Raw genomic sequence first — 20,394 nt, 5'->3', positions numbered from 1 at the left:
CCAGACCAAAAGCCCCGTCAGAACTCGACGTGGGCGAGCTTGTCCGGGTTCGCGATGTCGTAGATCGCGGCAACCTTGCCGTCGTGCACCGTGAACGCCGTCACACGGGCCGTCACCTCGCCGTAGGCCGGCATGAGCACGCCCAGGTCGCCGTTGACCAGCACCGGCCGGTGCGCCTCCGGATAGCCGTACTTGCGCAAGAGGCCGAGGAAGAAGCGGGCGACCTTGTCCGCGCCCGAGACCGTGTGGACCGCCGTGCGCACCTTGCCGCCCCCGTCGCCGATCATGACGGCGTTCGGGTGGAGCAGCTCCAGCACGGCGTCGATGTCCCCGCTCGACATGGCCCGCAGGAACTTCTCCAGCACCTCCTGCTGCTCGGCCAGCGCCGCGCGGGGCGGTGGCTCGGCGTCCGCGACGGCCTTGCGGGCACGGGACGCGTGCTGGCGGGCGGAGGCCTCCGAGACCTGCAGCACGCCGGCGATCTCGTTGAACGGCAAGGAGAACGCGTCGTGCAGCACGAACGCCACGCGCTGGTCGGGCGTGAGCCGGTCGAGCACCACCAGCGCCGCCATCCGCACGCCGTCCGACCGGACCACGCTCGCCAGCGGGTCCTCGTCCTCGCCGGTCGTGAGCAGCGGCTCCGGCAGCCACGAGCCCACGTACGTCTCGCGGCGCACGGCGGCGGAGCGCAGCCGGTCCAGGCAGATGCGGCTCACCACCGTCGTGAGCCAAGCGCGCGCGTCCTGCACGTGCTCCGCCTTCGCGAACCGCGGCCACGCCTCCTGCACCGCGTCCTCCGCGTCGGCGATGCTGCCGGTCAGGCGGTAGGCGACACCGATCAGGTGCGCGCGGTGGAGTCCGAAGACGTCGGCGGCGGTCACGGTTGGCAGTTTGCCAGGGGATTAGACTCGGACGCGTGGCAGGACGCATCAGGGAGAGCGACATCGCATTGGTGCGTGAGCGCAGCCGGATCGACGAGGTCGTCGGTGACCAGGTTTCGCTGAAGCGGGCCGGCGGAGGAGCGCTCAAGGGGTTGTGCCCCTTCCACGACGAGAAGACGCCGTCGTTCAACGTGCGCCCGTCGCACGGCACGTTCCACTGCTTCGGCTGCGGCGAGGGCGGCGACGTGATCGCCTTCGTGATGAAGGTCGAGCACCTGTCGTTCGTCGAGGCCGTCGAGCGGCTCGCGGACCGCGCGGGCATCCAGCTCGTCTACGAGGGCGGCGGCGCGACGGTCCAGCGCGACCGGGGCACGCGCAGCAGGCTCATCGAGGCGCACAAGGCCGCCGCGGAGTACTACGCGGAGCAGCTCGCGACGCCGGACGCGCAGGCCGCGCGGGAGTTCCTGGCCGAGCGCGGGTTCGACGAGGCCGCGGCACGCCAGTTCGGGTGCGGCTTCGCGCCGGGCGGCTGGGACAAGCTCACCAAACACCTGCTCGGGCGCGGTTTCGAGGTGCAGGAGCTGATCAAGGCGCAGCTCACCAAGGAGGGCCGCCAGGGCCCGATCGACCGGTTCCACCGGCGGCTGCTGTGGCCGATCAAGGACATCGGCGGCGAAGTGGTCGGGTTCGGCGCGCGCCGGATCTTCGACGACGACCCGATCCAGGCCAAGTACCTGAACACCAGCGAGTCGATGATCTACAAGAAGTCGCAGGTGCTGTTCGGGCTCGACCAGGCCAAGCGCGAGATCGCCAAGCGCAAGCAGGCGGTCATCGTCGAGGGCTACACCGACGTGATGGCGATGCACCTGGCGGGCGTGCCGACGGCGGTCGCGTCCTGCGGCACGGCGTTCGGCACGGACCACATGAACGTGCTGCGCAGGCTGCTGATCGACGACGACGTCAACGGCGAGGTCATCTTCACCTTCGACGGCGACGAGGCGGGGCAGAAGGCCGCGCTGAAGGCGTTCGAGGGCGAGCAGCAGTTCAACGCGCAGACCTACATCGCGGTGGCGCCCGACGGCATGGACCCGTGCGAGCTGCGGCAGGCCAAGGGCGACGTGGCGGTGCGCGACCTGGTGGCGCGGCGCACGCCGTTGATCGAGTTCGCCATCAAGGCGCAGCTCAAGGCGTACGACCTCGACTCCGTGGACGGGCGCGTCGAGGCGCTCAAGAAGATGGTGCCGTTCGTCGCGCAGATCAAGGACCGCGCCAAGCGCGACGGCTACGCGACGCGGCTCGCGTGGTGGGTCGGCTGGGACGACGAGGCGATGGTCGTGCGCCGGGTGCGCCAGACCGCCGGCGGCAAGGCCCCGGTCGCGCCCGCCCAGCGCGCCGACCCGAACCAGATGGCGCTCGGCGTCGAGGTCGACGGCCCGCCCCGGCCGAACCCGCGCGACCCCCGGCTGGTGCCCGAGCGCGAGGTCCTCAAGATCGCGCTGCGGCTGCCGGAGTACGCGGGGCCGCTGTACGACTCGCTGCCGGACGAGGCCTTCACCGATCCCGCGTACGTGGCGCTGCACCGCGCGATCCGCGACGCCGGTGGCGCGTCCAGCGGCCTCGCGGGCACGGCGTACCTCGACGCGATCTCGCAGGCGTGCCGGCACGCGTCGGTGCGGTCGGTGCTGACCGAGCTCGCCGTCGAACCGTTGACCGTCAAGCAGAACGACGAGTTCCGCTACGTGTCGATGGTGATCGCGCGCCTGCAGGAGGTGCAGGTCGGCAAGCAGGTCGAGGACGTGAAGTCGCGGCTGCGGCGGCTGTCGCCGATCAAGGACGCCGACGAGTACCGGGCGCTGTGGGGCGACCTGGTGGCGCTGGAGGAGTACCGCAAGGCGCTCCTGCAGCAGAGCGCTGGAGTGCTGTAGTGGGCTTGTTCAAGCGGTTGTTCGGCAACGGCGCGCCGGACGGGTTCACCGGCGCGCTGGAGAAGGACGAGACCGTCATCGCCTCCGCGCCCGTGCAGGGCGGCGGCCACCTCGTCGTGACGTCGCTCGGCCTGTGGCTGCCGGGCGAGGAGCCGCGCCGGATCGGCTGGCACCTCGTCAGCAAGGTGAAGTGGGAGGGCGCGCTGCGGGTCGTGGAGGCCACCGAGGCCTCCGTCGAAGGGCCTGTCGTGCTGCTGGAGGACCTTCCCGCACAACGGTTCGACCTGGACGACCCCGGTCGCGTGCTGCGGGCGATCAGCCAGCGCGTCGAGGGGTCGATCCGGCACCGCGAACGCGTCGAGTCGCCGGGCGTGTGGATCCTGCAGCGCAAGATCCCCGGCCAGGACGGCGTGGTGTGGCAGGCGCGTGGCGACGCGGGTGTCGCCCTCGCCGACGTGCGCGAGGCCGTCTCGGCGTTCGCCGCGAAGCTTGCGGGCTAGCAGTACGCCTGTACTGTAAGTCGTATGTGGGATCCGGCGCAGTACCTGGCCTTCGCCGATCACCGGGCGCGGCCGTTCTACGAGCTCATGGCGCGCGTCCAGGCCTCGGAGCCTCGGCGTGTGGTGGACGTGGGCTGCGGACCGGGCAACCTGACGGTCTCGCTGTCCTCGCGCTGGCCCGCGGCCGTGGTCGAGGCGTTCGACTCGTCGCCGGAGATGGTCGAGGCGGCCCGTGCCGCCGGCGTCGACGCGCGCGTGGACGACGTGAGGACCTGGCGTCCGGCGCCCGACACCGATGTCCTGGTGTCCAACGCGGTGCTGCAGTGGGTTCCCGAACATCCCTCGATCGTGTCCGGGTGGGCTTCCTCGCTGCCTTCGGGCGCGTGGCTCGCGTTCCAGGTGCCGGGCAACTTCACGAGCCCGTCGCACAGGCTGATCCGCGAGGTGGCGGGTGAGGCTCTGGCACACGTCTTCCGTGGCGAGAAGCCGGTGCTGAGCCCGGTGGAGTACGCCGGACTGCTGGCCGACTGCTCCACTGTGGACGTCTGGGAGACGACGTACGTGCAGCGGCTCTCCGGTCCCGACCCGGTGCTCGAATGGGTGGCCGGAACGGCGCTGCGACCCGTCCGGGCGGCACTGTCCTCAGCGGACTGGGAGGCCTACGTGGCGGAACTGGCGCCGCGGCTGCGCGAGGCGTACCCCGCGCGCGCCGACGGCACCACTTGGTTCCCTTTCAGGCGGATCTTCGCGGTGGCGCGAGTGTGAAGATCGTCACGCCCGCGGCGTCGCCGGAGGCGTGAAGGCCTTGCCGTTGGACTCCGCCTGGTGCTTCCACGGAGCCTTCTCCGCGGCCTTCTCGGCGGCGTCGGCGGCGAGGTCCTTGGCCTGAACTGCGGCTTCGAACGCCTTGTCCTTCGCCTGGCTCGCCGTCTTGCGCACCGTCGGGTTCTCGACGAAGCGGTGCCAAAGGCGCACGATCTGGTCGTAGCGCTCCCGTCCGGCCTTCGCGCCGAGCACGTAGCCGATGGCCGCACCGACCAAGATGCCCTTCATGTGGCGTCTCCTCTCGCATCGTGCCTGGTCAGGCCCTATTTCGCCGCAAAGTGGGGGGTGCTTGCAAAACCCCTTTCGCGGCTCATGTAGAGTTACCCACTGTCAGGAGGAACCAAGCCTGGCAGTGCGGAACAACAGAACATTCCCCCATAGCTCAATTGGCAGAGCATGCGACTGTTAATCGCAGGGTTACTGGTTCGAGTCCAGTTGGGGGAGCGTAGCAATGAGGTGAGGCCCCGTCCGATCGAGGACGGGGCCTCACGTCGTTCACGGCCGTCTTTCGCGAGTTCGCAGGCCCCGCTCATCCAAGTGGGGTCTATCGGTTTCGGCTCCCGTGCGTGACGTTGGGGGCATGGCCCGCTTCGCGAACCTCCGCCGGATCTCCGCCCTGGACCCCGTGACCGACCACCAGGAGATCATGCGGATCTCCGCCGGCCTCGAGTTCCCGTGGGACTACCAGAAGGCGCTGGAGATGGCGCTGTTCCGCACGTACTGCGTCCCGACGATCTCGGGGCTGCTGGAACGCACCGGCGAGTTCGAACGGCGGCCGCAGAAGCGCTACGACGACACCGCTGTCCTGATGGCCGAGCTCGTGGAGCACGGCTACGACTCGTCGCGCGGACGTGAGGCGCTGCGCGTGGTCAACCGGCAGCACGGCCGTTACGACATCTCGAACGCCGACATGCTCTACGTGCTGTCGACGTTCATCTACGACCCCATCGACTGGCTGCAGCGCTACGGCTGGCGACCGTTGACGCACAACGAGCGGCTGGCCGCGTTCCACTTCTACCGCGCGGTCGGTGCCCGCATGGGGATCCGCGAGATTCCGGCCGGCTACGACGAGTTCCTGGCGTTCAAGAAGGCCTACGAGCAGGAGCACTTCGTGTTCGCGCCGTCGAACCGCCGCATCGGCCAGTACACGCTCGACCTGTTCTGCTCGTGGTACCCGTCCGCCGCGCGCCCGGCGGTGTCACGCGCCGTGGTCGCGATGCTGGACGAGCAGATGGTGCGCGCGTTCGGCTTCACGGCGCCCCCGGCGTGGGTCGGCGCCGCGGGACGACTGGCGCTGCGCCTGCGCGCCGCCGTGGTCCGCCGGATGCCGGTGCGCCGCGAGCTGAAGCTGACCTCCACCCGCAACCGCACCTACCCCGGCTACCCGCGCGGCTACCGGCCGTCCGACCTCGGTGCGAGCTCCAGCACCGCCTCCTGACCTCGGGGCGTGAAACCCAGCGCCCTGAGGAAGCCGGTGCCGGGCTCGAAGTCGTCCATCCGCACGTGCACGCGCGTGACGTCCGGGAACCGCTCGGCCAGCGCCCGAGCCATCTCCCGCCCGATGCCCCACCGCCGCAGGTCCTTGGGCACCAGGAAGAACCCGATGCTCGCGTCCCCCGGCTCCGGGTGGCCCAGCACGAGGTCGACGAACCCGATCAAGCCCTCGGCCTGCGCGACCAGCAGGTGCTTCTGCTCGAACGCCGCCCCCTCCGGCAACGCGTAGAACAGGCTCTGCACGTCACCGGGCCCGGACGGATGACCCGTCGCGGCCTGGAACCAGTCGTCGCAGCCGGCGAACAGCCGCAACACCTCGGGCTCGTCCGCCGGGGTGAAGTCGCGGAGGGTCAAACGCACGCGTGCAGCCTATGTGTCGCTCGCCACGGGGGCGCGCAAGGCCCGTCCGGCGTGATCGGTATCCTCCACCACGCAGCGTTAGCGGGGGAGCTTGTCGCTGCAGGGGGCAGTAGCTCAACCGGTCAGAGCAGCAGACTCATAATCTGTCAGGTTGTCGGTTCGAATCCGACCTGCCCCACCACAAGGCCAGGTAGAAGCATCTGCACTTGGCCTCAGAACGGGCCTGGCAAGATCAAAGCCGACGTTTTCCACGGCATGCGCCGAGTCGGGGTTCAACGGCAGGAGTAGACCGAGGTGCAGGCTGTGGGCTCGCCGCCCACGGCAACGATCGTGATCAGAAGCCCGAGAACGGTCAGCGGCACGATGATCAACGTCCAGATCAGCGTGCGGCGGATGGAGTGCAGCAGGATCACGGCTTCGGTCGTCGCCTGAACGCCGGCTTCTTCCACTGTCGCGGACGCGCGGATCCGCCGTAGTGACGCCTCCGGCAGGCCGTTGTTCCACATCGGCCCGTGCTCGGCTTCCTGCTGCACGTAGGGCTTGAACGGGCCTTCGGGGTCCTGCGGGTGCTTGCGCGAGGGCGCGTGGCGTTCAGGTGTGGAGTCGGCGTTGGGCTGCTGGGGCTGCGACATGGTGAGGGTCTCCCGCGACGGTTGAGCGTGACGACGGGCCTGTCGCAGCACATCTGGAGTCTGTTACGGATACGCGCTCGGGCCCTGTAACGGCTCAGAAGCCGGCCCACCGCGCAGGCCTTCGACGTAGATCGACAGGAAGCGGCGCCACTCGCCGGGCACGTCCCTGATCACCTGGGCCATCGCCCTGGTCAGCGTGGCCAGGTCGGCGATCGAGTAGTCGGCGCGCAGCGCGCCCGCGTCGGCCGCGCGCGTGATCAGTGCCTGGGCATGGCCCGCGCCCCGGTGGCAGGCGGAGACGACCTCGGGGGCGTTCGGCAGGTCGCGGGCCAGCACGTCGTTCAGGCCGCGGTCCTGTGCCTGCAGTGCGTAGAGGTCGTCCAGGTACGTCGTGAACGCGCGCCACGGGTCGGGGTCGGCCAAGGCCTTGGCGCCGATCTCCTCCAAGGCGGCGAGGCGTTCCGGGAAGATCGACGACACGAAGTCGTCGCGGGTCGGGAAGTGCTTGTAGAGCGTGCCGATGCTGACGCCGGCCTTGCGGGCGATGTGTTCCAGCGGCACGTCGAGGCCGCGGTCCGCGAAGAGTTCCGCGGCCGCTGCCAGCAGTTTGTCCCTGTTGCGTGCCGCGTCCGCACGCAGGGGCCTCGACGCGGTGACCATGCGCCGGATCCTACTCAGCGGTTAAGTCGAGGGTGCCCTCAAGTTTTGTGGTAGCGTCGGCCGCATAAGTCGAGGGTGCCCTCGAATTAGGGGCGGAAGGACGGAATCCATGTCTCCCACCGCGGTTGTGCTCGGGGTTGGTCCCGGGCTCGGTCTGTCGGTCGCGCACCGGTTCGGGCGCGAGGGCTACGACGTCGTGCTTGTTTCCCGCAGTGCGCAACGGCATGAGGGGTATCTGGCGGGGTTGGCGGCGCAAGGGGTGAAGGCGCGGGCATTCGCGGCTGACGTGCGCGAGCCCGGTCAGTTGAGGTCCACTTTGGACTCGATCGGACCGGTGGACGTCGTGTACTACGGGCCCGGTGCGACCGACCTGGGGGAGGCGCCGGAGGACATCGCGGTGACGACGTCGGAAGACGCCCGCAGGGCGATGGGCTGGCTCTACCCGGCGATCGACGTCGTCCAGCACGTGCTGCCGGGCGTGGCCGAGCGCGGTGGCGGGCTGTTGTTCGCCGGTGGGCTGAGCGCCGTGCGGCCGATGCCGATGCTCGGGGCGCTCGCGCTTTCCGGTGCGGCGCTGAGGAACTACGCGCTGACGCTCAACGCGGCGCTCGCCGGCAAGGGCGTGTACGCCGGCACGCTCACGATCGGCGGGCTCGTCGAACGGGGCGACATCCACCGGGCGGTGACGGCGGCGCCGGAGAAGTTCGGCGAGGTGCGCACGCTGGATCCCGACGCCATCGCGGACGTCGCGTGGCGGATGTTCGTGCGGCGGGACCGCGCGGAGGAGGTGTTCTCGGTCTTCTGAGCACCTGGCCGGAAGTCTTGTCCGAAGCCTTCGGGTAGCCAGGCGCGCCGGTGATCGCGTGGGCGGCGGCACGCGGCCTGAGGTCGCCTCGTTCCATGCGGGCTTGAGCGCGGATGGCTACGGTTGGAGCGTGCGAGTGGCGACCTGGAACGTGAACTCCGTCAAGCAACGCGTGCCCCGCCTGCTGCCGTGGCTCGACCAGCGGCAGCCCGACGTCGTGTGCCTGCAGGAGACGAAGCTGGCCGACGACGCCTTCACGGCGCTGCTCGGCGACTCCTTGAAGGAACGCGGCTACGAGTTCGCGCTGTTCGGCGAAACGCAGTGGAACGGCGTCGCGCTGCTCTCGCGCGTCGGCCTGGACGACGTGGCCGTGGGCGTGGCCGGCGCACCGGGCTTCCCGCACATCGAGGCCCGTGCCGTGGCGGCGACGTGTGGTGGCGTGCGCGTGCACTCGCTGTACGTGCCGAACGGCCGTGAGCCCGAATCGGACCACTACAAGTACAAGCTCGAATGGCTCGCCGCCCTGCGCGACGTGCTGGCGGCGGGCCCCGCCGACGCGCTGGTGTGCGGCGACATCAACATCGCCCCCGCCGACGCCGACGTGTTCGACCCCGACGCCTTCGCGAGTTCGACCCACGTCACCGAACCCGAACGCGCCGCCTTGGAGGCCATCAAGGCGTTGGGGTTCCACGACGTCGTGCGCGACCGCTGGCCCACCGAGCGGGTGTTCAGCTACTGGGACTACCGGGCCGGGATGTTCCACCGCGACCTCGGCATGCGGATCGACCTGATCCTCGCGTCCGACTCGGTGGCGCCGCGGGCCAAGGCCGCGTGGGTCGACCGGCACGCGCGCAAGGGCACCGGGCCGAGCGACCACGCACCGGTGATCGTCGATCTGGACGAGGCCCCGGACGGGGACATCGGGCCGGTGGTGCCACCGCCGTCGGCGCCGGGAGCGAAGAAGAAGGTCAAGCTCCCGCAGTCGAAGTGACCGGCCGCCGAGGTCCTGCCGGCGGCAGCGCCACGGTGAAGGCCGCCCCGCCCTCCGCGGCCGGTCCGGCCACGATCGTCCCGCCCATCCGCGTCACCAGCCCGTGCACGAGTGCGAGCCCCACGCCGGTCCCGACCGGCCGCGACCCCCGGTACCGCGCGTGCAGCACCCCGCGGTCGAACGCCACGGGGTAGTCCTCGGCGGCCAGTCCCGGCCCGCCGTCGCGCACCTGGAGCACCGACGACAGCGCCAGCACCACCGGGCGGCCGGCGGGGGTGACGCGGACGGCGTTCTCCATCAGGCCGTCGATGACCTGGCGGAGGCGGCGCGCGTCCGCCCGCACCACCGGCGAGGCCGTGACCTGCAGGGAGAACTCCACCCCGCGGGCGTGGCAGCGGGCGTGCCACACCTCGGCGGCCGAGCGGACGACCGGCTCCAGGTCCACGGCGGCCAGGTCCAGGCGGAAGTCGTCGGCGCCCAGGCGGGCCAGGTCGAGCAGGTCGGTCACCAGGCGGTCGAGGCGGCGGGCCTCGTCGAGGATCACGGTGCCGACGGGGGCCACCCGGTCACCGGAGACCACGCCGTCGGCCAGGGACTCGGCGAAGCCCGTCACGGCGGTCAGCGGCGTGCGGAGTTCGTGGGAGACGGAGAGCAGGAAGTCGCGCTGGCGGGACTCGCTGCGCTGCAACGCCTCCGCGAGCGAGTTCACGGACGCGGCGACCTCGGCCACCTCGGCGGCGCCCGCCACCGGGGCGCGCAGGTCGCGCCGGCCCGCGCTCATCGAGTGGGCCACGCCGGCCACCCGGCGCAGCGGCCGGGCCAGGTACGCGCCCAGGGCGAGGCCCGCCAGGGCCGCCACCAGCAGGCCGACGCCCAGGGCGAACACGATGTTGCGCACCAGTTTGCGGTAGGTGCCGCCGGTCTCGGTCTCCTGGACCAGGGCGAAGCCGCCCGCCGCCGACGGACGGGCCTCCACGTTCAGGCGGCCGCTCACCCCCGACACCGGAGAGCCCGACAGCACCTCGCGCACGCCGACGTCCCGGGCCGCGCGGACGGCGGCGCGGTCGGGTCCCGTCACCTCGCCGGTGGCGGAGATCCGGACGATCGCGATGCCTTGGTCCTCCAGGACCCGCTCGACGCGGTCGTCCGAGATCCGGCCCGCCACCACGTCGGCCTGCGAGCGCAGGATCTCGCGGCTCACCTGCTGCGACGTCGACAGGACGAGACGCGCTGAGACGAAGCCCGCGACGACGACGGCCACGACCACGACTCCCAGGCACACCAACGCGATCCGGGTCGCCAGGGTCATGACGCGTCCGCCGAGTAACCGACGCCGCGCACCGTCCGGATCGGACTGGAAGCACCGAACTTGGCGCGTAATTGGGCGATGTGCACGTCCACGGTTCGTGTGCCGGCCACGGACGAATAACCCCACACGGCGCTGAGGAGCTGCTCGCGCGAGAACACCTGACGCGGGTTCTTCATCAGGTGCGCGAGCAGCCCGAACTCCGTGGAGGTCAACGACACCTCGTCACCACCGGCGAACGCACGCCGTTCCCCGACATCGAGCCGTACCGCACCCACCTGCAGAACGTCGGAGACGGGTCCGGAAGCGCGGCGGAGGACCGTCCGGACGCGCAGGGCCAGCTCGCGCGGGCTGAACGGCTTGGTGATGTAGTCGTCCGCGCCCAGCTCCAGGCCGAGCAGGCGGTCGACCTCGTCGTCGCGCGCCGTCACGAACAGCACCGGCGTCCAGTCACCGGCCGCGCGCATCGCCCGGCAGACCTCGATGCCGTTCAGCACGGGCAGGCCGACGTCCAGCACCACCGCCACCGGCGACAGCGACCGGACCGCGGCCAGTGCCGCGTCCCCCGAGGACTCCAGGTGCACGCCGAACCCGTCGCGCCGCAGGTACAGCGCGACCAGCTCCGCGATCGCCGGTTCGTCCTCCACGACGAGCACCAGGCCACGATCCACGCGTTCACCCCGGCTGGTTGATGTCCGACTCGATGCTGTTCAGCGTTGATTCCACATCATCGAGGTCCGGCGGCGGCTCCTCGGCCCGGCACGCCGTCAGCGAGACCAGCAGCGCCAGTGCGGCGACCCACCTCACTTCGCCCCGCAGTGCTCGGACTTGAACCCGGTGATCCGCTCGGCGGCCTTGCCCAGCTTCACGAGCTGCGCGTCGCGCAGCTCGAGCCGGGCGTCCAGCACGTCCGCGCGGGCGGTGTTGCCGGCCTTGCGGGCGTCGGCGGCCTTCTGCTCGATCCACTTCTTCGAGCCGAGCGTCTCCGGGCCGCCGTTGATCCTGTCCGTCAGCGCCTTCAGGCGGGACTCGACCCGCGGTACCCGCTCCGAACAGATCTTCTGCACCTTCTCCGGGCTGATCGTGATCGGTTCCTGCGCCGACGCGGTTCCCGCGCCCAGCAGCAGCAGTACCGGCACGAGCCCGACGATTCGCGAAATGTTCATGGCGCACAACGATGGCCGCTCACGATCAGAGCCGGGTGCGCCGGATGTTCGGGTTCTGCAAAGATCAGCGCAGCGCCACCCCGCGCACCGCCGCGGCCTGCTCCAGCGGGCGCATCCGGTCCCACACCCGCTCCGACCGCAGCTCCCGCGCCGCGCTCATCGCCCGCATCGCCACGGCGCGGCCCTCGTCGAGGTCGCCGTCGAGGAAGTGGCAGCAGGCCAGCGCGATCAGGCAGAACGTCCGGCTGCGCGCCATCGCCGGCCCGAACCGCTCGACCGCCTCGGACAGCGCCGGGATCGCGAGCCGGGTGTCGCCGAGCTCGGCGTGGACCACGCCGATCATCGCGGTCAGGTCGGTCTCGTCGTGGAACCGCGCCCAGTCCGGCGCGTGCGCCGAGTCGGCGGCCGCGAACGAGTCCTGCGCCTTGCCCAACGCCCGCAAAGCCTCCGCGGAACGGCCCTGGCGCGCGTACGCCCACGCCTCGTTCACATACATGATGCTCGCCGCCAACGGTGCGAAAGCGCCCCTCTGGAAATACGCCAGCGCATCACCCGGTGCGCCGTGGTGCAGGTGCACGCGCCCACGCCGATAAACGATGTTGGTCGTCAGCTCTTCGTCATGGCGCGCGTGATCCAGCGCGCGGTCGAAATGGTGGTAGGCCGCCCCGACCTGGCCGCTGTCGAACGACGTCCACCCGGCGAGGTTGTGCAGGTCCGCGACGGCGGACAGCAGGCGTGCCCGCACCGCGTCCGACGCCTCGGCCGTGAGCAGCTGCTGGGCCCAGTAGATCCGGACGACAACGGCGTCCCGGCACGCCCCTCCTCCGTACCGGTAGTCCACGGAACGCAGTGAGCGCGTTTGCGACTCCAGCTGCTCGACGTCACTCGCGCCGATCCGGCTGGAGTGCGGGGGAGGGAAGTACGCAGGATTCGCCATGTAGTACACCTCTGCGCCGCCGTTGAATCCGAGAGTAGGACGCCCGCGTGCCGCTGGAAAGGGTGTGCTGTGCGAAGTGGAATCCGGCGGGGGTGAGGTTGAACAGGTATAAATCCGGGTACAACCGCGCTCCCCGGCAGGGGCATTGTTCTCGTCATGAGGCGACGCGGGCACCTGCGACCGGTGACCTCCTCCGAGACCGGCGACGTGACTCTCACAGCGGTGCTGAGCGCGGAAGACCTGGCGCAGGAGCTCGGCCTCGACCCCCACGCCCGGGTGACGTGCGGGCGGCACCGCTGCTGGCTGCACCAGTGCGTCGCCCTCCCCGACCACGTCATGCCCTTCACCGGGCAGCGCTGGTGCCGTCCGTGCCGCCGTGCGCTCGACGTGCACGTCTACGGGACGAACGCGGTCCTGTTCTGCCCGAGGTGCGGCTACGGCACCCCCGACACGGCGGCGAACCGCCAGGTCGTCCAGGCCTGCCGCACCAGCATCGCGGCGATGCACGCCCGGTAGGGACGCACGCCGGTAGAACGGCTTCGCCGGAATGACCCGGAAGCGTTAACCCTGGTGGGTGAAGGCGGCGATCTCCGGGAGGTAGCTCGGGGGCCGCCTGCTGTCCTCCGGCACGTCGAGCATCGCCCAGACGATGTGCCGGCCACCCCCGGCAGGCGTCTCGCCCATGGTGAAGTTGCAGACGGCGATGGACGCGATGTTGCGCCGCATGATGTGCCACTGCCTGAGGTCGAACCGCGCGGTCGTGCGCACGGCGACTGACAGCTTGTCACCACGCATGCGCAGCAGTAGCGCCAGCGGACTGTCGTCCTCGACGTGCGACACGAGCTCGACGGCGATCTGCGGGGCGACGTCGAGCAGCGACTGGACGCCCCACCGCTCGCAGGCGCGTTCGGTGATCCGCTCGGCCACGTGCGGCAGGCAGCGGCACGTCGGCAGCGCCGCGTCCACCCTGTCCTCGTGCTTGAGCCGCACGACCGCGGCCACCGCGGCCGCGGTCGACGAGTGCAGCGGGATGTGCCGCGGGAGCCCGCGGGACTCGAGCGTCGACCGCAGCTCGTGGCCGCTCACCACGAGGCTCAGCGAGATCCCCGGCCAGCGCGCCGCGGACAGCCACACGACGTCGAACAGCACGAGCAGCGCTGGGGACTCGGCGACCAGCTCGTCCAGCTCCACGACGACGCCGACGAGCTCCTTGGTGGCGTGGTCGAGCAGCACGTCCTGCGCCCGCATGTACGTGATCCAGTCGAGCCGCCCGCTGAAGCGGACGACGAGGACACCGCTCTGCTCCCGGACGTCCACCACGAGACCGTCAGCGGCCATGATCGGCTCCCTCCCCGGCGTGTCCCAAGCCTTCAAGACTGACAAGATCACCGCGTGCGTCCTAGGGGGTAACTACCCGTGTTCCACCGTTGGTGCCTCCGGGGGACCGCGTTGCAGCGGGAGATCCAGCCGACCTAGGGTGCCGCTGTGGGCAGTTCGCTTTCCGCAGGTCGCAAAGGCAATTTGCCTGCCGACACAACTACTTTCGTCGGCCGCAGGCAGGACGTGGCCGAGGTCAGGAGGCTGCTGTCCGAGTCCCGCCTCGTCACGCTCACGGGCGTCGGCGGCGTGGGCAAGACGAGGCTCGCGCTGCGCGTCGGCGGCGAGACCAGCCGGGCGTTCCGCGACGGGGTGTGGTTCGTCGACCTGGGCGGCGTCACCGAGCCGGACCTGGTCGTGCACTCGGTGCTCGAGCAGCTGGGCGTCCACGACGACACCGTCCGCCGGCACCGCACCGTCCTGGTGGAACACCTGCGCGACCGCCAGGTGCTGATGGTCCTGGACAACTGCGAGCACGTCGTCGAGGCCACCGCCGACCTGGTGAGCGCGTTGCTGCGCGGTGTTCCCGGCCTGCGCGTGCTCGTCACCAGCCGCGAACGCCTCGGCGTCGACGGCGAACACCTCTGGCAGGTCGCGCCGCTGCCGCGGGAACCGGCGCTGGCGCTGTTCGCCGACCGGGCCGCCGCCGTCGAACCCGGTTTCGCGCTCGACTCGCGCAACCGCGCCAGGGTGGCGCAGATCTGCGCTCTCCTGGGTGGAATCCCGCTGGCGGTCGAGCTGGCCGCCGTCCGGCTGCGCGTGCTGTCCCTCGACCACCTGCTGTCCAGGTTGGACGACACGTTCCGGGTGCTCGCGGACGGCAAGCGCGGCGGCGACCCGCGCCACCACACGCTGCACGCCGCCGTGGACTGGAGCTTCCACCTCTGCACGCGGGCCGAGCAGGTCCTGTGGGCGCGGGCGTCGGTGTTCGCCGGCACGTTCGACCTCCAGGCCGCCGAACGGGTCTGCTCGGGCGACAGCGTGGCGCCCGAGGACGTCCTGCAGTCGTTGATGGGCCTGGTCGACAAGTCGGTCGTCGTCTCCGAGCAGCACCCGTCCGGCACCCGCTTCCGGCTGCTGGAACCGTTGCGCCAGTACGGTCTCGAGAAACTGCGCGCCGCCGGCCGGGAGCAGGTCGTGCGGGAACGGCACCGCGACCACTTCATCGAGTGGGCCGAGCGGCGCGAGCAGGAGTGGTTCGGCCCGGCCCAGCCGCAGATCTTCACGCTCACCCGGCTGGAGCACGCGAACCTGCGCTGCGCCCTCGACTTCTGCTTCGAGCAGGACGGCGACCAGTGCGTGCACCTGGCCGGCACGCTGTGGTTCTACTGGGCGGGCTGCGGCATGCTCGGCGAGGGCCGCTACTGGCTCGACCGCGCCGTGGCGAGCGCGAAACCGGGCCCGTCGCGGGCGAAGGCGCTGTGGGTCAACGGGTACGTCGCGACGCTGCAGGGCGACATCCCCGCCTCGACGAGGATGCTCGACGAGTGCCGGGAGTACGCCCTCGAGACCGGGGACGCGTCCGCGCTCGCCTACTCGACGCACCGCCTCGCCTGCACGCACCTCGTCGGCGACGACCTCGACCTCGCGGAGAGCCTGTTCGAGGAGGCCAGGCGCCTGTACCGCGGTCAGGGCACGGTCAACAGCCACACCATGCTCGCCGGCGTCGAACTGGCGATCTCGGCCACGTTCCGGCACGACTTCGACGCGGCGGAACGGCTCTGCACCGAGGCCAGGGCCGTCGGCGAGGAACACGGCGAGCTGTGGGCGCAGGCCTACGCGATCTGGGTGCTGGCGCTGTGCGCGCGGGTGAGCGGCGACCTCGCGCGCGCCGACCGGCTCGGCAGGGAGTGCCTGCGGATCAAGCGCTCGTTCCACGACCTGCTGGGCATCGTGCTCGCGATCGAGGTGCTGGCCTGGATCTCGGCGTCGCAGGGCGACGCGGTGCGCGCGACGACGCTGCTGGGCGCCACCAACGAGATCTGGCAGTCGGTCGGCTACCCGATGTTCGGTTCGCGCTACTTCGGCGCCCCGCACGGCGAGTGCGAGTCGATGTCGGTGTCCGCGCTGGGGGAGCAGGAGTTCCGCGCGGTCTTCCGCAAGGGCATGGACCTCGAACTGGAGGACGCCATCGCGTTCGCCATCGGCGAGGAACAGGCGGAGGACCCCGTCCCGGCCGCCACCCCCACGCCGTTGACGCGCCGCGAGCAGCAGGTGGCCGACCTGATCGCCGGGGGCATGTCGAACAAGGAGATCGCGGCCAGGCTCGTGATCGCCCGCAGGACCGCGGAGGGGCACGTCGAGCGGATCCTGCAGAAGCTCGGGTTCACCTCCCGCGCCCAGATCGCGACCTGGGTGACCGAACGCCGCAACTGAGACCGTCCGCACCGATGAGTTCCCCGCGTCGCGCCTGTCCCACTTCCAGGACGGCTGACGGGAGGATCGCACCATGCGGAAACTGGTCTACGGCATGAACCTGAGCCTCGACGGCCACATCGCCGACGCGAGCGGCGACGTCGGCTGGGGCGTGTCGAGCGACGAGCTGTTCGAGTGGTGGCTCGAGCGGGAGCAGGCGATCGAGGTGTTCCTGTACGGACGCGGGCTGTGGGAGATGATGAGCTCCCACTGGCCGACGGGCGACCAGCGGCCGGACGCCACACCGGCGCAGGCCGCGTTCGCGCGGAACTGGCGGGACACGCCGAAGGTGCTGTTCTCGTCCACGACGACCGGTGAGGCCGGGTGGAACACCCGCGTGGTGACCGGTGACGCGATCGCCGAGATCACCCGCCTCAAGGCCGGGGACGGCGGCCCGATGAGGGTCGGTGGCGCGGCGCTGGCCGCGGCGGCCATGAGGGCCGGGCTGGTCGACGAGTACGAGGTCGTCACGCACCCGGTCCTGCTCGGCGGTGGCAAGCCGTTCTTCCCCGCGCTGGACGGCCGGGTGGAGCTGGACCTGGCGCAGACGCGGACGTTCCCCGGCGGGGTGGTCCTGACCAGGTACGAGAGGCGTTGAGCGCCTAGTCGACGCAGGGGACGCCGTCGTTCGGCGGCGGGGGAGGCGGAGCGCTCGCCAGCTCCGTCACCTTCGCCCGCACCTTCTCCTGGTCGACCTTGTTCACGTCGAGCCCGCCGAGGTGCGCGCCGCCCTCGATCGGCAGCGTGTCGAACCGCACCTCCGCCGGGATGTCGCGCGCGAACTCCACGAGGTCGAACCGGGCGTCCAGCACGACGTCCTGCTTCGCCATGTCCACCATCGCCTGCACCGCCGTCACGTCCGCGCCCTCGAGCCGCTTCGCCACGGCGGACAGGAACGCCTGCTGCCGCCGGGTGCGGTCGAGGTCGCCGTTCGGCAGGCCGTGCCGCTGCCGCACGAACGACAGCGCCTGGCCCGCGTCGAGGTGCTGCGGGCCGGCGGGGAAGTCCGCGCCGGACAACGGGTCCTTCGCCGGCCCGCGCAGGCACACGTCCACGCCGCCGAGCCCTTCGGCGATGTGGAAGAACCCGATCAGCGAGATCTCGACGAGGTGGTCGACGGGCTGGTCGAGGAACGCCGACACCGTCCGCACCTGCGCGCGGCGCCCGGCTTCACGGCCCGCTCGTTCCAGCGCCCGCCTGTCGTGCGTCCCGGCGGCGCGCAGCCGGTCCTCCTCGACGATCTTGGCCCGGCCGTAGGCCTCCTTGATCTTGCCCTCGCCTCCCGACGACAGCGGCACGAGGTTGTCGCGCGGCACCGACATCGCGACGGCGGGCCCGGAATCGGGGATGCGCAACAGGATCAGCGTGTTCGCGTTGTAGCCGCCGCGGTCGCTCTCGCCCGCCTGCATGCGGCGCAGCACGTCGTCGGGCAGCGGTTCGCCGTGCAGGTCGAGGCGGGTCGTGAGACCCATGATCAGGATGTTGCGGCCGGACTCCGAGCGGGGTGCGTCGTCCGGGATCGCGTACGACCGCTCGACCCCGGTCGAGATCGTGGACACCGTCGACCACGCGACTCCCGAGACCACGAGCACGACCGCGCACACGACCGACCAGGCCGTGCGCAGCAGGACCAGGACCGTGGTGCGGTGATAGCCGCCACGTGGTTGCACGAACAAGACACCCCCTCGACTATTCTAGGTGATCATGGGGGTTGAGCTGCCCAGTCTCGCGGCGCTCGCGGTGCTGGCGGTGTTCGCGCAGACGGGGATCTGGGCCGACGGTGACGAGCTCGGCTGGGCGTTCGGCGTCTGGCTGGTCGCGGGCGCGGTCGTGTCCTCGGCGCTCGTCCGCCGGGTGGGTTTGTGGACGGTGGCACCGGCGCCACCGGTCGTCTTCGTGGTCGTCGCGGTCGGCAACGCGGCCTGGCGGCGTCAGTCGCTCAGGCAGTCGTCGTGGGGCAGCGGCAGGGAGTTCGTCGCGGACGCGGTCCCGTGGCTCGTCGCCGGGTTCCCGTGGCTCGCCGCATCGGCCGGCGCGGCCCTCGTGGTCGCGGCCGTCCGCATCGTTCTGGGGGGAAGAGGGAAATGCAGGTCTTCGTCGACGGCACCGGCGGTAGACGGGTAGCGGCGCGGCTGATCAGCCTGACCGTCGCGAGTGGACTCATCGTGTTCGCCGCGGTCGTCGGCGGCACCCTGCTGGGAGCGTGGTGAGGCGGCCGCCGCGGCTGCACTGGCTCTCCATCCTGCTCGGCCTGCTCGTGCTGATGGGCGTGATGACCTTCCACGCCCACACCGCGGTCAGGCCCGAGCCGGTGCGGCACGCCGGCGAACGCCGTGATCTCCCGGAAGGCACCGTCGCGCTGGCGTTCCACGGCGGACCCGATCCGAAGTGGACATCGCGCGTGCTGGACGTGTTGCGCGAGGCGGACATCAGGGCGACCTTCTTCGTCGTCGGCGCGCAGGTCACCCGCAACCCGGAGCTGACCCGCCGCATCGCCGCGGAGGGGCACCAGATCGGCATCGACGGCTTCCGCGCCGAGGGCGACCACACCGGTCCGCTGAACCTCGCGTTCGCGCAGGCCGCGCTCGCCGACGCGCTGGGCGTCCACGTGCCGCTCGTCGGCGCTCCCGCCGAGGTCGACAGCGGTGACCGCGACTTCCAGGACATGGGCACGCTGGTGCGGATGTCGTTGCGGGACAGGGGAGGCGTCGTCCGCCTGCACGACGACGGCAGCATCGGCGCGGACATCGCCCGCGGGCTCACGAGGACGCCGGGGTACCGGTTCGTCACGGTCACCGACGACCAGCCGGTTCCCGCCGGCGCCCGCGAACGGTTCACCGGCGCCGTCACCACGTGGTCGCAGCGCAACGGCGGCGTCGTGCTCCTCGTGTTCGGCACGGCCATCGCGATCGCCGCCCTGCTCGGCATCCTGCGCACGCTCCTGCAACTCGGCCTCGCGCACACCGACCGCAGGCTGCGGCGCGAGAGCGAGCTGGAACCGCCGCCGTGGTTCGCGCCGCCGGTCTCGGTGGTGGTCCCCGCGTACAACGAGGCGTTGAACATCGCCGCCACCGTGCGGTCCATCGCCGCGAACGACCACCTCGCCGACGTCGAGGTGGTCGTGGTCGACGACGGTTCGACCGACGGCACCGCGGACCGCGCGCGGGAGCTGGACCTGCCCGGCGTCACGGTCGTCCGGCAGAGCAACCGGGGCAAGCCCGCGGCGCTCAACGCGGGGGTGCGCGAGGCGAAGCACGACCTGCTGGTGCTCGTGGACGGCGACACGATCTTCGAACCGGGCACGATCGGCCAGCTCGTGCAGCCGTTCGCGGACAGCGGTGTCGGCGCGGTCTCCGGCAACGCCAAGGTCGGCAACCGGCGTGGCCTGCTCGGTCGCTGGCAGCACCTGGAGTACTGCGCGGGGTCCAACCTGGACCGCCAGATCCTGCACGCGCTGCGGTGCATCCCGACGGTGCCGGGCGCGGTCGGGGCGTTCCGCAGGGCCGCGCTCACCGACGTCGGCGGCGTCAGCGACCACACGCTGGCCGAGGACACCGACCTCACGATGGCGGTCACCCGCGCGGGCTGGCGGGTCGCCTACCGCCCGCAGGCCAGGGCGTGGACCGAGGCGCCGGAAACCGTCCGCGGCCTGTTCCGCCAGCGCTACCGCTGGTCGTACGGCACTTTTCAGTCGATGTGGAAACATCGCGGGGCTCTGGTCGAGAAGGGGCCGATGGGGCGGTTCGGGCTTCTCTACCTGCTGGCGTTCCACCTGCTGCTGCCACTGCTCGCACCGGTGATGGACCTCTTTGTGCTGTACGGGTTCCTCGTCGCGGACGCGCCTCTCGCGCTGATCGTGTGGACGGTGTTCCTGCTGATCCAGACCGCGAGCGCGGGCTACGCGCTGAGGCTCGACGGCGAGTCCCTCCGGCCGTTGTGGGCGTATCCCCTGCAGCAGTTCGTCTACCGGCAGCTGATGTACGCGGTCGTGATCCAGTCGTTGGTCACGGCGCTGCACGGCACCCAGCTGCGGTGGATGTCGGTGCGGCGCACGGGTCGGCTCGCCGACGCCCCCGGCGGTACGGTGCACGTCACCTGAGCCGAGGAGGAGGCGTTGGGT

General features: G+C 71.1%; 23 protein-coding genes and 2 tRNA genes. 13 read left to right on the top strand and 12 right to left on the bottom strand.

The features are described from left to right. Positions 1 to 17 precede the first annotated feature (17 nt). The gene (locus L6E10_RS30995; RefSeq protein ID WP_236223689.1) at positions 18 to 881 is read right to left on the bottom strand and encodes a sigma-70 family RNA polymerase sigma factor; all 864 of its coding nucleotides are present in this window, start codon (positions 879 to 881) and stop codon (positions 18 to 20) included. Between the two features lie 35 nt (positions 882 to 916). Between L6E10_RS30995 and dnaG the strand changes: the two genes are divergently transcribed. The 3 genes from dnaG to L6E10_RS30980 are packed head-to-tail and all read left to right on the top strand — an operon-like array spanning position 917 to position 4,071. Continuing rightward, on the top strand, positions 917 to 2,806 hold the full coding sequence (gene dnaG, locus L6E10_RS30990) for a DNA primase (RefSeq protein ID WP_236223688.1): 1,890 nt from the start codon (positions 917 to 919) through the stop codon (positions 2,804 to 2,806). Beyond that, complete coding sequence (locus L6E10_RS30985) at positions 2,806 to 3,306, top strand: hypothetical protein (protein WP_236223687.1); 501 nt, start codon at positions 2,806 to 2,808, stop codon at positions 3,304 to 3,306. Before dnaG ends, L6E10_RS30985 begins: the two co-directional genes overlap by 1 nt. A 24-nt stretch (positions 3,307 to 3,330) precedes the next feature. Beyond that, positions 3,331 to 4,071, top strand: a complete 741-nt coding sequence (locus tag L6E10_RS30980) for a trans-aconitate 2-methyltransferase (protein ID WP_236223686.1) — start codon at positions 3,331 to 3,333, stop codon at positions 4,069 to 4,071. 6 nt (positions 4,072 to 4,077) lie between these two features. Here the strand turns inward: L6E10_RS30980 and L6E10_RS30975 are convergent, their stop codons facing one another. Beyond that, entirely contained in the window at positions 4,078 to 4,359 is a 282-nt protein-coding gene (locus L6E10_RS30975) for a hypothetical protein (protein ID WP_236223685.1), read from the bottom strand. Positions 4,360 to 4,502: 143 nt separating this feature from the next. Here L6E10_RS30975 and L6E10_RS30970 point away from each other — a divergent pair. Further along, positions 4,503 to 4,575: transfer RNA gene (locus tag L6E10_RS30970), tRNA-Asn, on the top strand. Between the two features lie 136 nt (positions 4,576 to 4,711). Then, positions 4,712 to 5,569, top strand: coding sequence for an oxygenase MpaB family protein (locus L6E10_RS30965; protein WP_236223684.1), 858 nt, complete (start codon positions 4,712 to 4,714; stop codon positions 5,567 to 5,569). Here the strand turns inward: L6E10_RS30965 and L6E10_RS30960 are convergent. Further along, complete coding sequence (locus L6E10_RS30960; RefSeq protein WP_236223683.1) at positions 5,524 to 5,985, bottom strand: GNAT family N-acetyltransferase; 462 nt, start codon at positions 5,983 to 5,985, stop codon at positions 5,524 to 5,526. The genes L6E10_RS30965 and L6E10_RS30960 overlap by 46 nt on opposite strands. 103 nt (positions 5,986 to 6,088) lie before the next feature. On the opposite strand from L6E10_RS30960, the gene L6E10_RS30955 reads away from it, so the two are divergent. Continuing rightward, positions 6,089 to 6,166: transfer RNA gene (locus tag L6E10_RS30955), tRNA-Ile, on the top strand. Between the two features lie 91 nt (positions 6,167 to 6,257). On the opposite strand, the gene L6E10_RS30950 is transcribed toward L6E10_RS30955, so the two are convergent. Both L6E10_RS30950 and L6E10_RS30945 read right to left on the bottom strand, forming a co-directional pair. After that, the gene (locus tag L6E10_RS30950) at positions 6,258 to 6,617 is read right to left on the bottom strand and encodes a hypothetical protein (protein ID WP_236223682.1); all 360 of its coding nucleotides are present in this window, start codon (positions 6,615 to 6,617) and stop codon (positions 6,258 to 6,260) included. 63 nt (positions 6,618 to 6,680) lie between these two features. Further along, on the bottom strand, positions 6,681 to 7,277 hold the full coding sequence (locus L6E10_RS30945; protein ID WP_236223681.1) for a TetR/AcrR family transcriptional regulator: 597 nt from the start codon (positions 7,275 to 7,277) through the stop codon (positions 6,681 to 6,683). 109 nt (positions 7,278 to 7,386) lie between these two features. On the opposite strand from L6E10_RS30945, the gene L6E10_RS30940 reads away from it, so the two are divergent. Together L6E10_RS30940 and L6E10_RS30935 are read left to right on the top strand one after the other, a co-directional pair. Beyond that, positions 7,387 to 8,082, top strand: coding sequence for an SDR family NAD(P)-dependent oxidoreductase (locus L6E10_RS30940; protein ID WP_236223680.1), 696 nt, complete (start codon positions 7,387 to 7,389; stop codon positions 8,080 to 8,082). Between the two features lie 130 nt (positions 8,083 to 8,212). Continuing rightward, entirely contained in the window at positions 8,213 to 9,073 is an 861-nt protein-coding gene (locus L6E10_RS30935; protein ID WP_236223679.1) for an exodeoxyribonuclease III, read from the top strand. Here L6E10_RS30935 and L6E10_RS30930 read toward each other — a convergent pair. The 5 genes from L6E10_RS30930 to L6E10_RS30915 form a co-directional block, all read right to left on the bottom strand. Next, entirely contained in the window at positions 9,051 to 10,382 is a 1,332-nt protein-coding gene (locus L6E10_RS30930) for a sensor histidine kinase KdpD (RefSeq protein WP_236223678.1), read from the bottom strand. The genes L6E10_RS30935 and L6E10_RS30930 overlap by 23 nt on opposite strands. Next, on the bottom strand, positions 10,379 to 11,050 hold the full coding sequence (locus L6E10_RS30925; RefSeq protein WP_236223677.1) for a response regulator transcription factor: 672 nt from the start codon (positions 11,048 to 11,050) through the stop codon (positions 10,379 to 10,381). Before L6E10_RS30925 ends, L6E10_RS30930 begins: the two co-directional genes overlap by 4 nt. A gap of 4 nt (positions 11,051 to 11,054) precedes the next feature. After that, entirely contained in the window at positions 11,055 to 11,186 is a 132-nt protein-coding gene (locus L6E10_RS40465; RefSeq protein WP_275677198.1) for a hypothetical protein, read from the bottom strand. Then, a complete protein-coding gene (locus L6E10_RS30920) occupies positions 11,183 to 11,545 on the bottom strand; it encodes a hypothetical protein (RefSeq protein WP_236223676.1) in 363 nt (120 codons plus the stop codon). Before L6E10_RS30920 ends, L6E10_RS40465 begins: the two co-directional genes overlap by 4 nt. A gap of 64 nt (positions 11,546 to 11,609) precedes the next feature. Continuing rightward, positions 11,610 to 12,482: a hypothetical protein gene (locus L6E10_RS30915; RefSeq protein WP_236223675.1), complete on the bottom strand. Its 873-nt coding sequence runs from the start codon at positions 12,480 to 12,482 to the stop codon at positions 11,610 to 11,612. A gap of 156 nt (positions 12,483 to 12,638) precedes the next feature. Here L6E10_RS30915 and L6E10_RS30910 point away from each other — a divergent pair, with 156 nt between their 5' ends. Beyond that, a complete protein-coding gene (locus tag L6E10_RS30910) occupies positions 12,639 to 12,998 on the top strand; it encodes a hypothetical protein (protein WP_236223674.1) in 360 nt (119 codons plus the stop codon). Between the two features lie 45 nt (positions 12,999 to 13,043). On the opposite strand, the gene L6E10_RS30905 is transcribed toward L6E10_RS30910, so the two are convergent. Continuing rightward, positions 13,044 to 13,820, bottom strand: coding sequence for a hypothetical protein (locus L6E10_RS30905; RefSeq protein ID WP_236223673.1), 777 nt, complete (start codon positions 13,818 to 13,820; stop codon positions 13,044 to 13,046). Positions 13,821 to 14,003: 183 nt separating this feature from the next. Between L6E10_RS30905 and L6E10_RS30900 the strand changes: the two genes are divergently transcribed. Both L6E10_RS30900 and L6E10_RS30895 read left to right on the top strand, forming a co-directional pair. Beyond that, positions 14,004 to 16,235: a LuxR C-terminal-related transcriptional regulator gene (locus L6E10_RS30900; protein ID WP_236223672.1), complete on the top strand. Its 2,232-nt coding sequence runs from the start codon at positions 14,004 to 14,006 to the stop codon at positions 16,233 to 16,235. 73 nt (positions 16,236 to 16,308) lie between these two features. Further along, on the top strand, positions 16,309 to 16,872 hold the full coding sequence (locus tag L6E10_RS30895) for a dihydrofolate reductase family protein (protein WP_236223671.1): 564 nt from the start codon (positions 16,309 to 16,311) through the stop codon (positions 16,870 to 16,872). A gap of 4 nt (positions 16,873 to 16,876) precedes the next feature. Here L6E10_RS30895 and L6E10_RS30890 read toward each other — a convergent pair whose 3' ends face one another. Further along, the gene (locus L6E10_RS30890) at positions 16,877 to 17,944 is read right to left on the bottom strand and encodes an LCP family protein (RefSeq protein WP_236223670.1); all 1,068 of its coding nucleotides are present in this window, start codon (positions 17,942 to 17,944) and stop codon (positions 16,877 to 16,879) included. A 34-nt stretch (positions 17,945 to 17,978) separates the two neighbouring features. On the opposite strand from L6E10_RS30890, the gene L6E10_RS30885 reads away from it, so the two are divergent. After that, positions 17,979 to 18,398, top strand: a complete 420-nt coding sequence (locus L6E10_RS30885; RefSeq protein WP_236223669.1) for a DUF6542 domain-containing protein — start codon at positions 17,979 to 17,981, stop codon at positions 18,396 to 18,398. Positions 18,399 to 18,480: 82 nt separating this feature from the next. After that, positions 18,481 to 20,373, top strand: coding sequence for a glycosyltransferase (locus tag L6E10_RS30880; protein ID WP_236223668.1), 1,893 nt, complete (start codon positions 18,481 to 18,483; stop codon positions 20,371 to 20,373). Positions 20,374 to 20,394: the final 21 nt, after the last annotated feature.

The sequence above is a fragment of the Lentzea sp. CC55 genome (assembly GCF_021056325.1).
Taxonomy (GTDB): domain Bacteria; phylum Actinomycetota; class Actinomycetes; order Mycobacteriales; family Pseudonocardiaceae; genus Lentzea; species Lentzea jiangxiensis.
Note: the sequence above shows the minus strand (reverse complement) of the source record. Positions and strands in the feature narration are given on the sequence as shown.

Bases quoted from the DNA above. Each gene is read 5' to 3' on its own strand.
- L6E10_RS30975 (WP_236223685.1), bottom strand. From the start codon at position 4,359: ATGAAGGGCATCTTGGTCGGTGCGGCCATCGGCTACGTGCTCGGCGCG.
- L6E10_RS30915 (WP_236223675.1), bottom strand. From the start codon at position 12,482: ATGGCGAATCCTGCGTACTTCCCTCCCCCGCACTCCAGCCGGATCGGC.
- L6E10_RS30885 (WP_236223669.1), top strand. From the start codon at position 17,979: ATGGGGGTTGAGCTGCCCAGTCTCGCGGCGCTCGCGGTGCTGGCGGTG.
- L6E10_RS30980 (WP_236223686.1), top strand. From the start codon at position 3,331: ATGTGGGATCCGGCGCAGTACCTGGCCTTCGCCGATCACCGGGCGCGG.
- L6E10_RS30910 (WP_236223674.1), top strand. From the start codon at position 12,639: ATGAGGCGACGCGGGCACCTGCGACCGGTGACCTCCTCCGAGACCGGC.
- L6E10_RS30945 (WP_236223681.1), bottom strand. From the start codon at position 7,277: ATGGTCACCGCGTCGAGGCCCCTGCGTGCGGACGCGGCACGCAACAGG.
- L6E10_RS30965 (WP_236223684.1), top strand. From the start codon at position 4,712: ATGGCCCGCTTCGCGAACCTCCGCCGGATCTCCGCCCTGGACCCCGTG.
- L6E10_RS30895 (WP_236223671.1), top strand. From the start codon at position 16,309: ATGCGGAAACTGGTCTACGGCATGAACCTGAGCCTCGACGGCCACATC.
- L6E10_RS30920 (WP_236223676.1), bottom strand. From the start codon at position 11,545: ATGAACATTTCGCGAATCGTCGGGCTCGTGCCGGTACTGCTGCTGCTG.
- L6E10_RS30950 (WP_236223682.1), bottom strand. From the start codon at position 6,617: ATGTCGCAGCCCCAGCAGCCCAACGCCGACTCCACACCTGAACGCCAC.
- L6E10_RS30940 (WP_236223680.1), top strand. From the start codon at position 7,387: ATGTCTCCCACCGCGGTTGTGCTCGGGGTTGGTCCCGGGCTCGGTCTG.
- L6E10_RS30905 (WP_236223673.1), bottom strand. From the start codon at position 13,820: ATGGCCGCTGACGGTCTCGTGGTGGACGTCCGGGAGCAGAGCGGTGTC.
- L6E10_RS30930 (WP_236223678.1), bottom strand. From the start codon at position 10,382: ATGACCCTGGCGACCCGGATCGCGTTGGTGTGCCTGGGAGTCGTGGTC.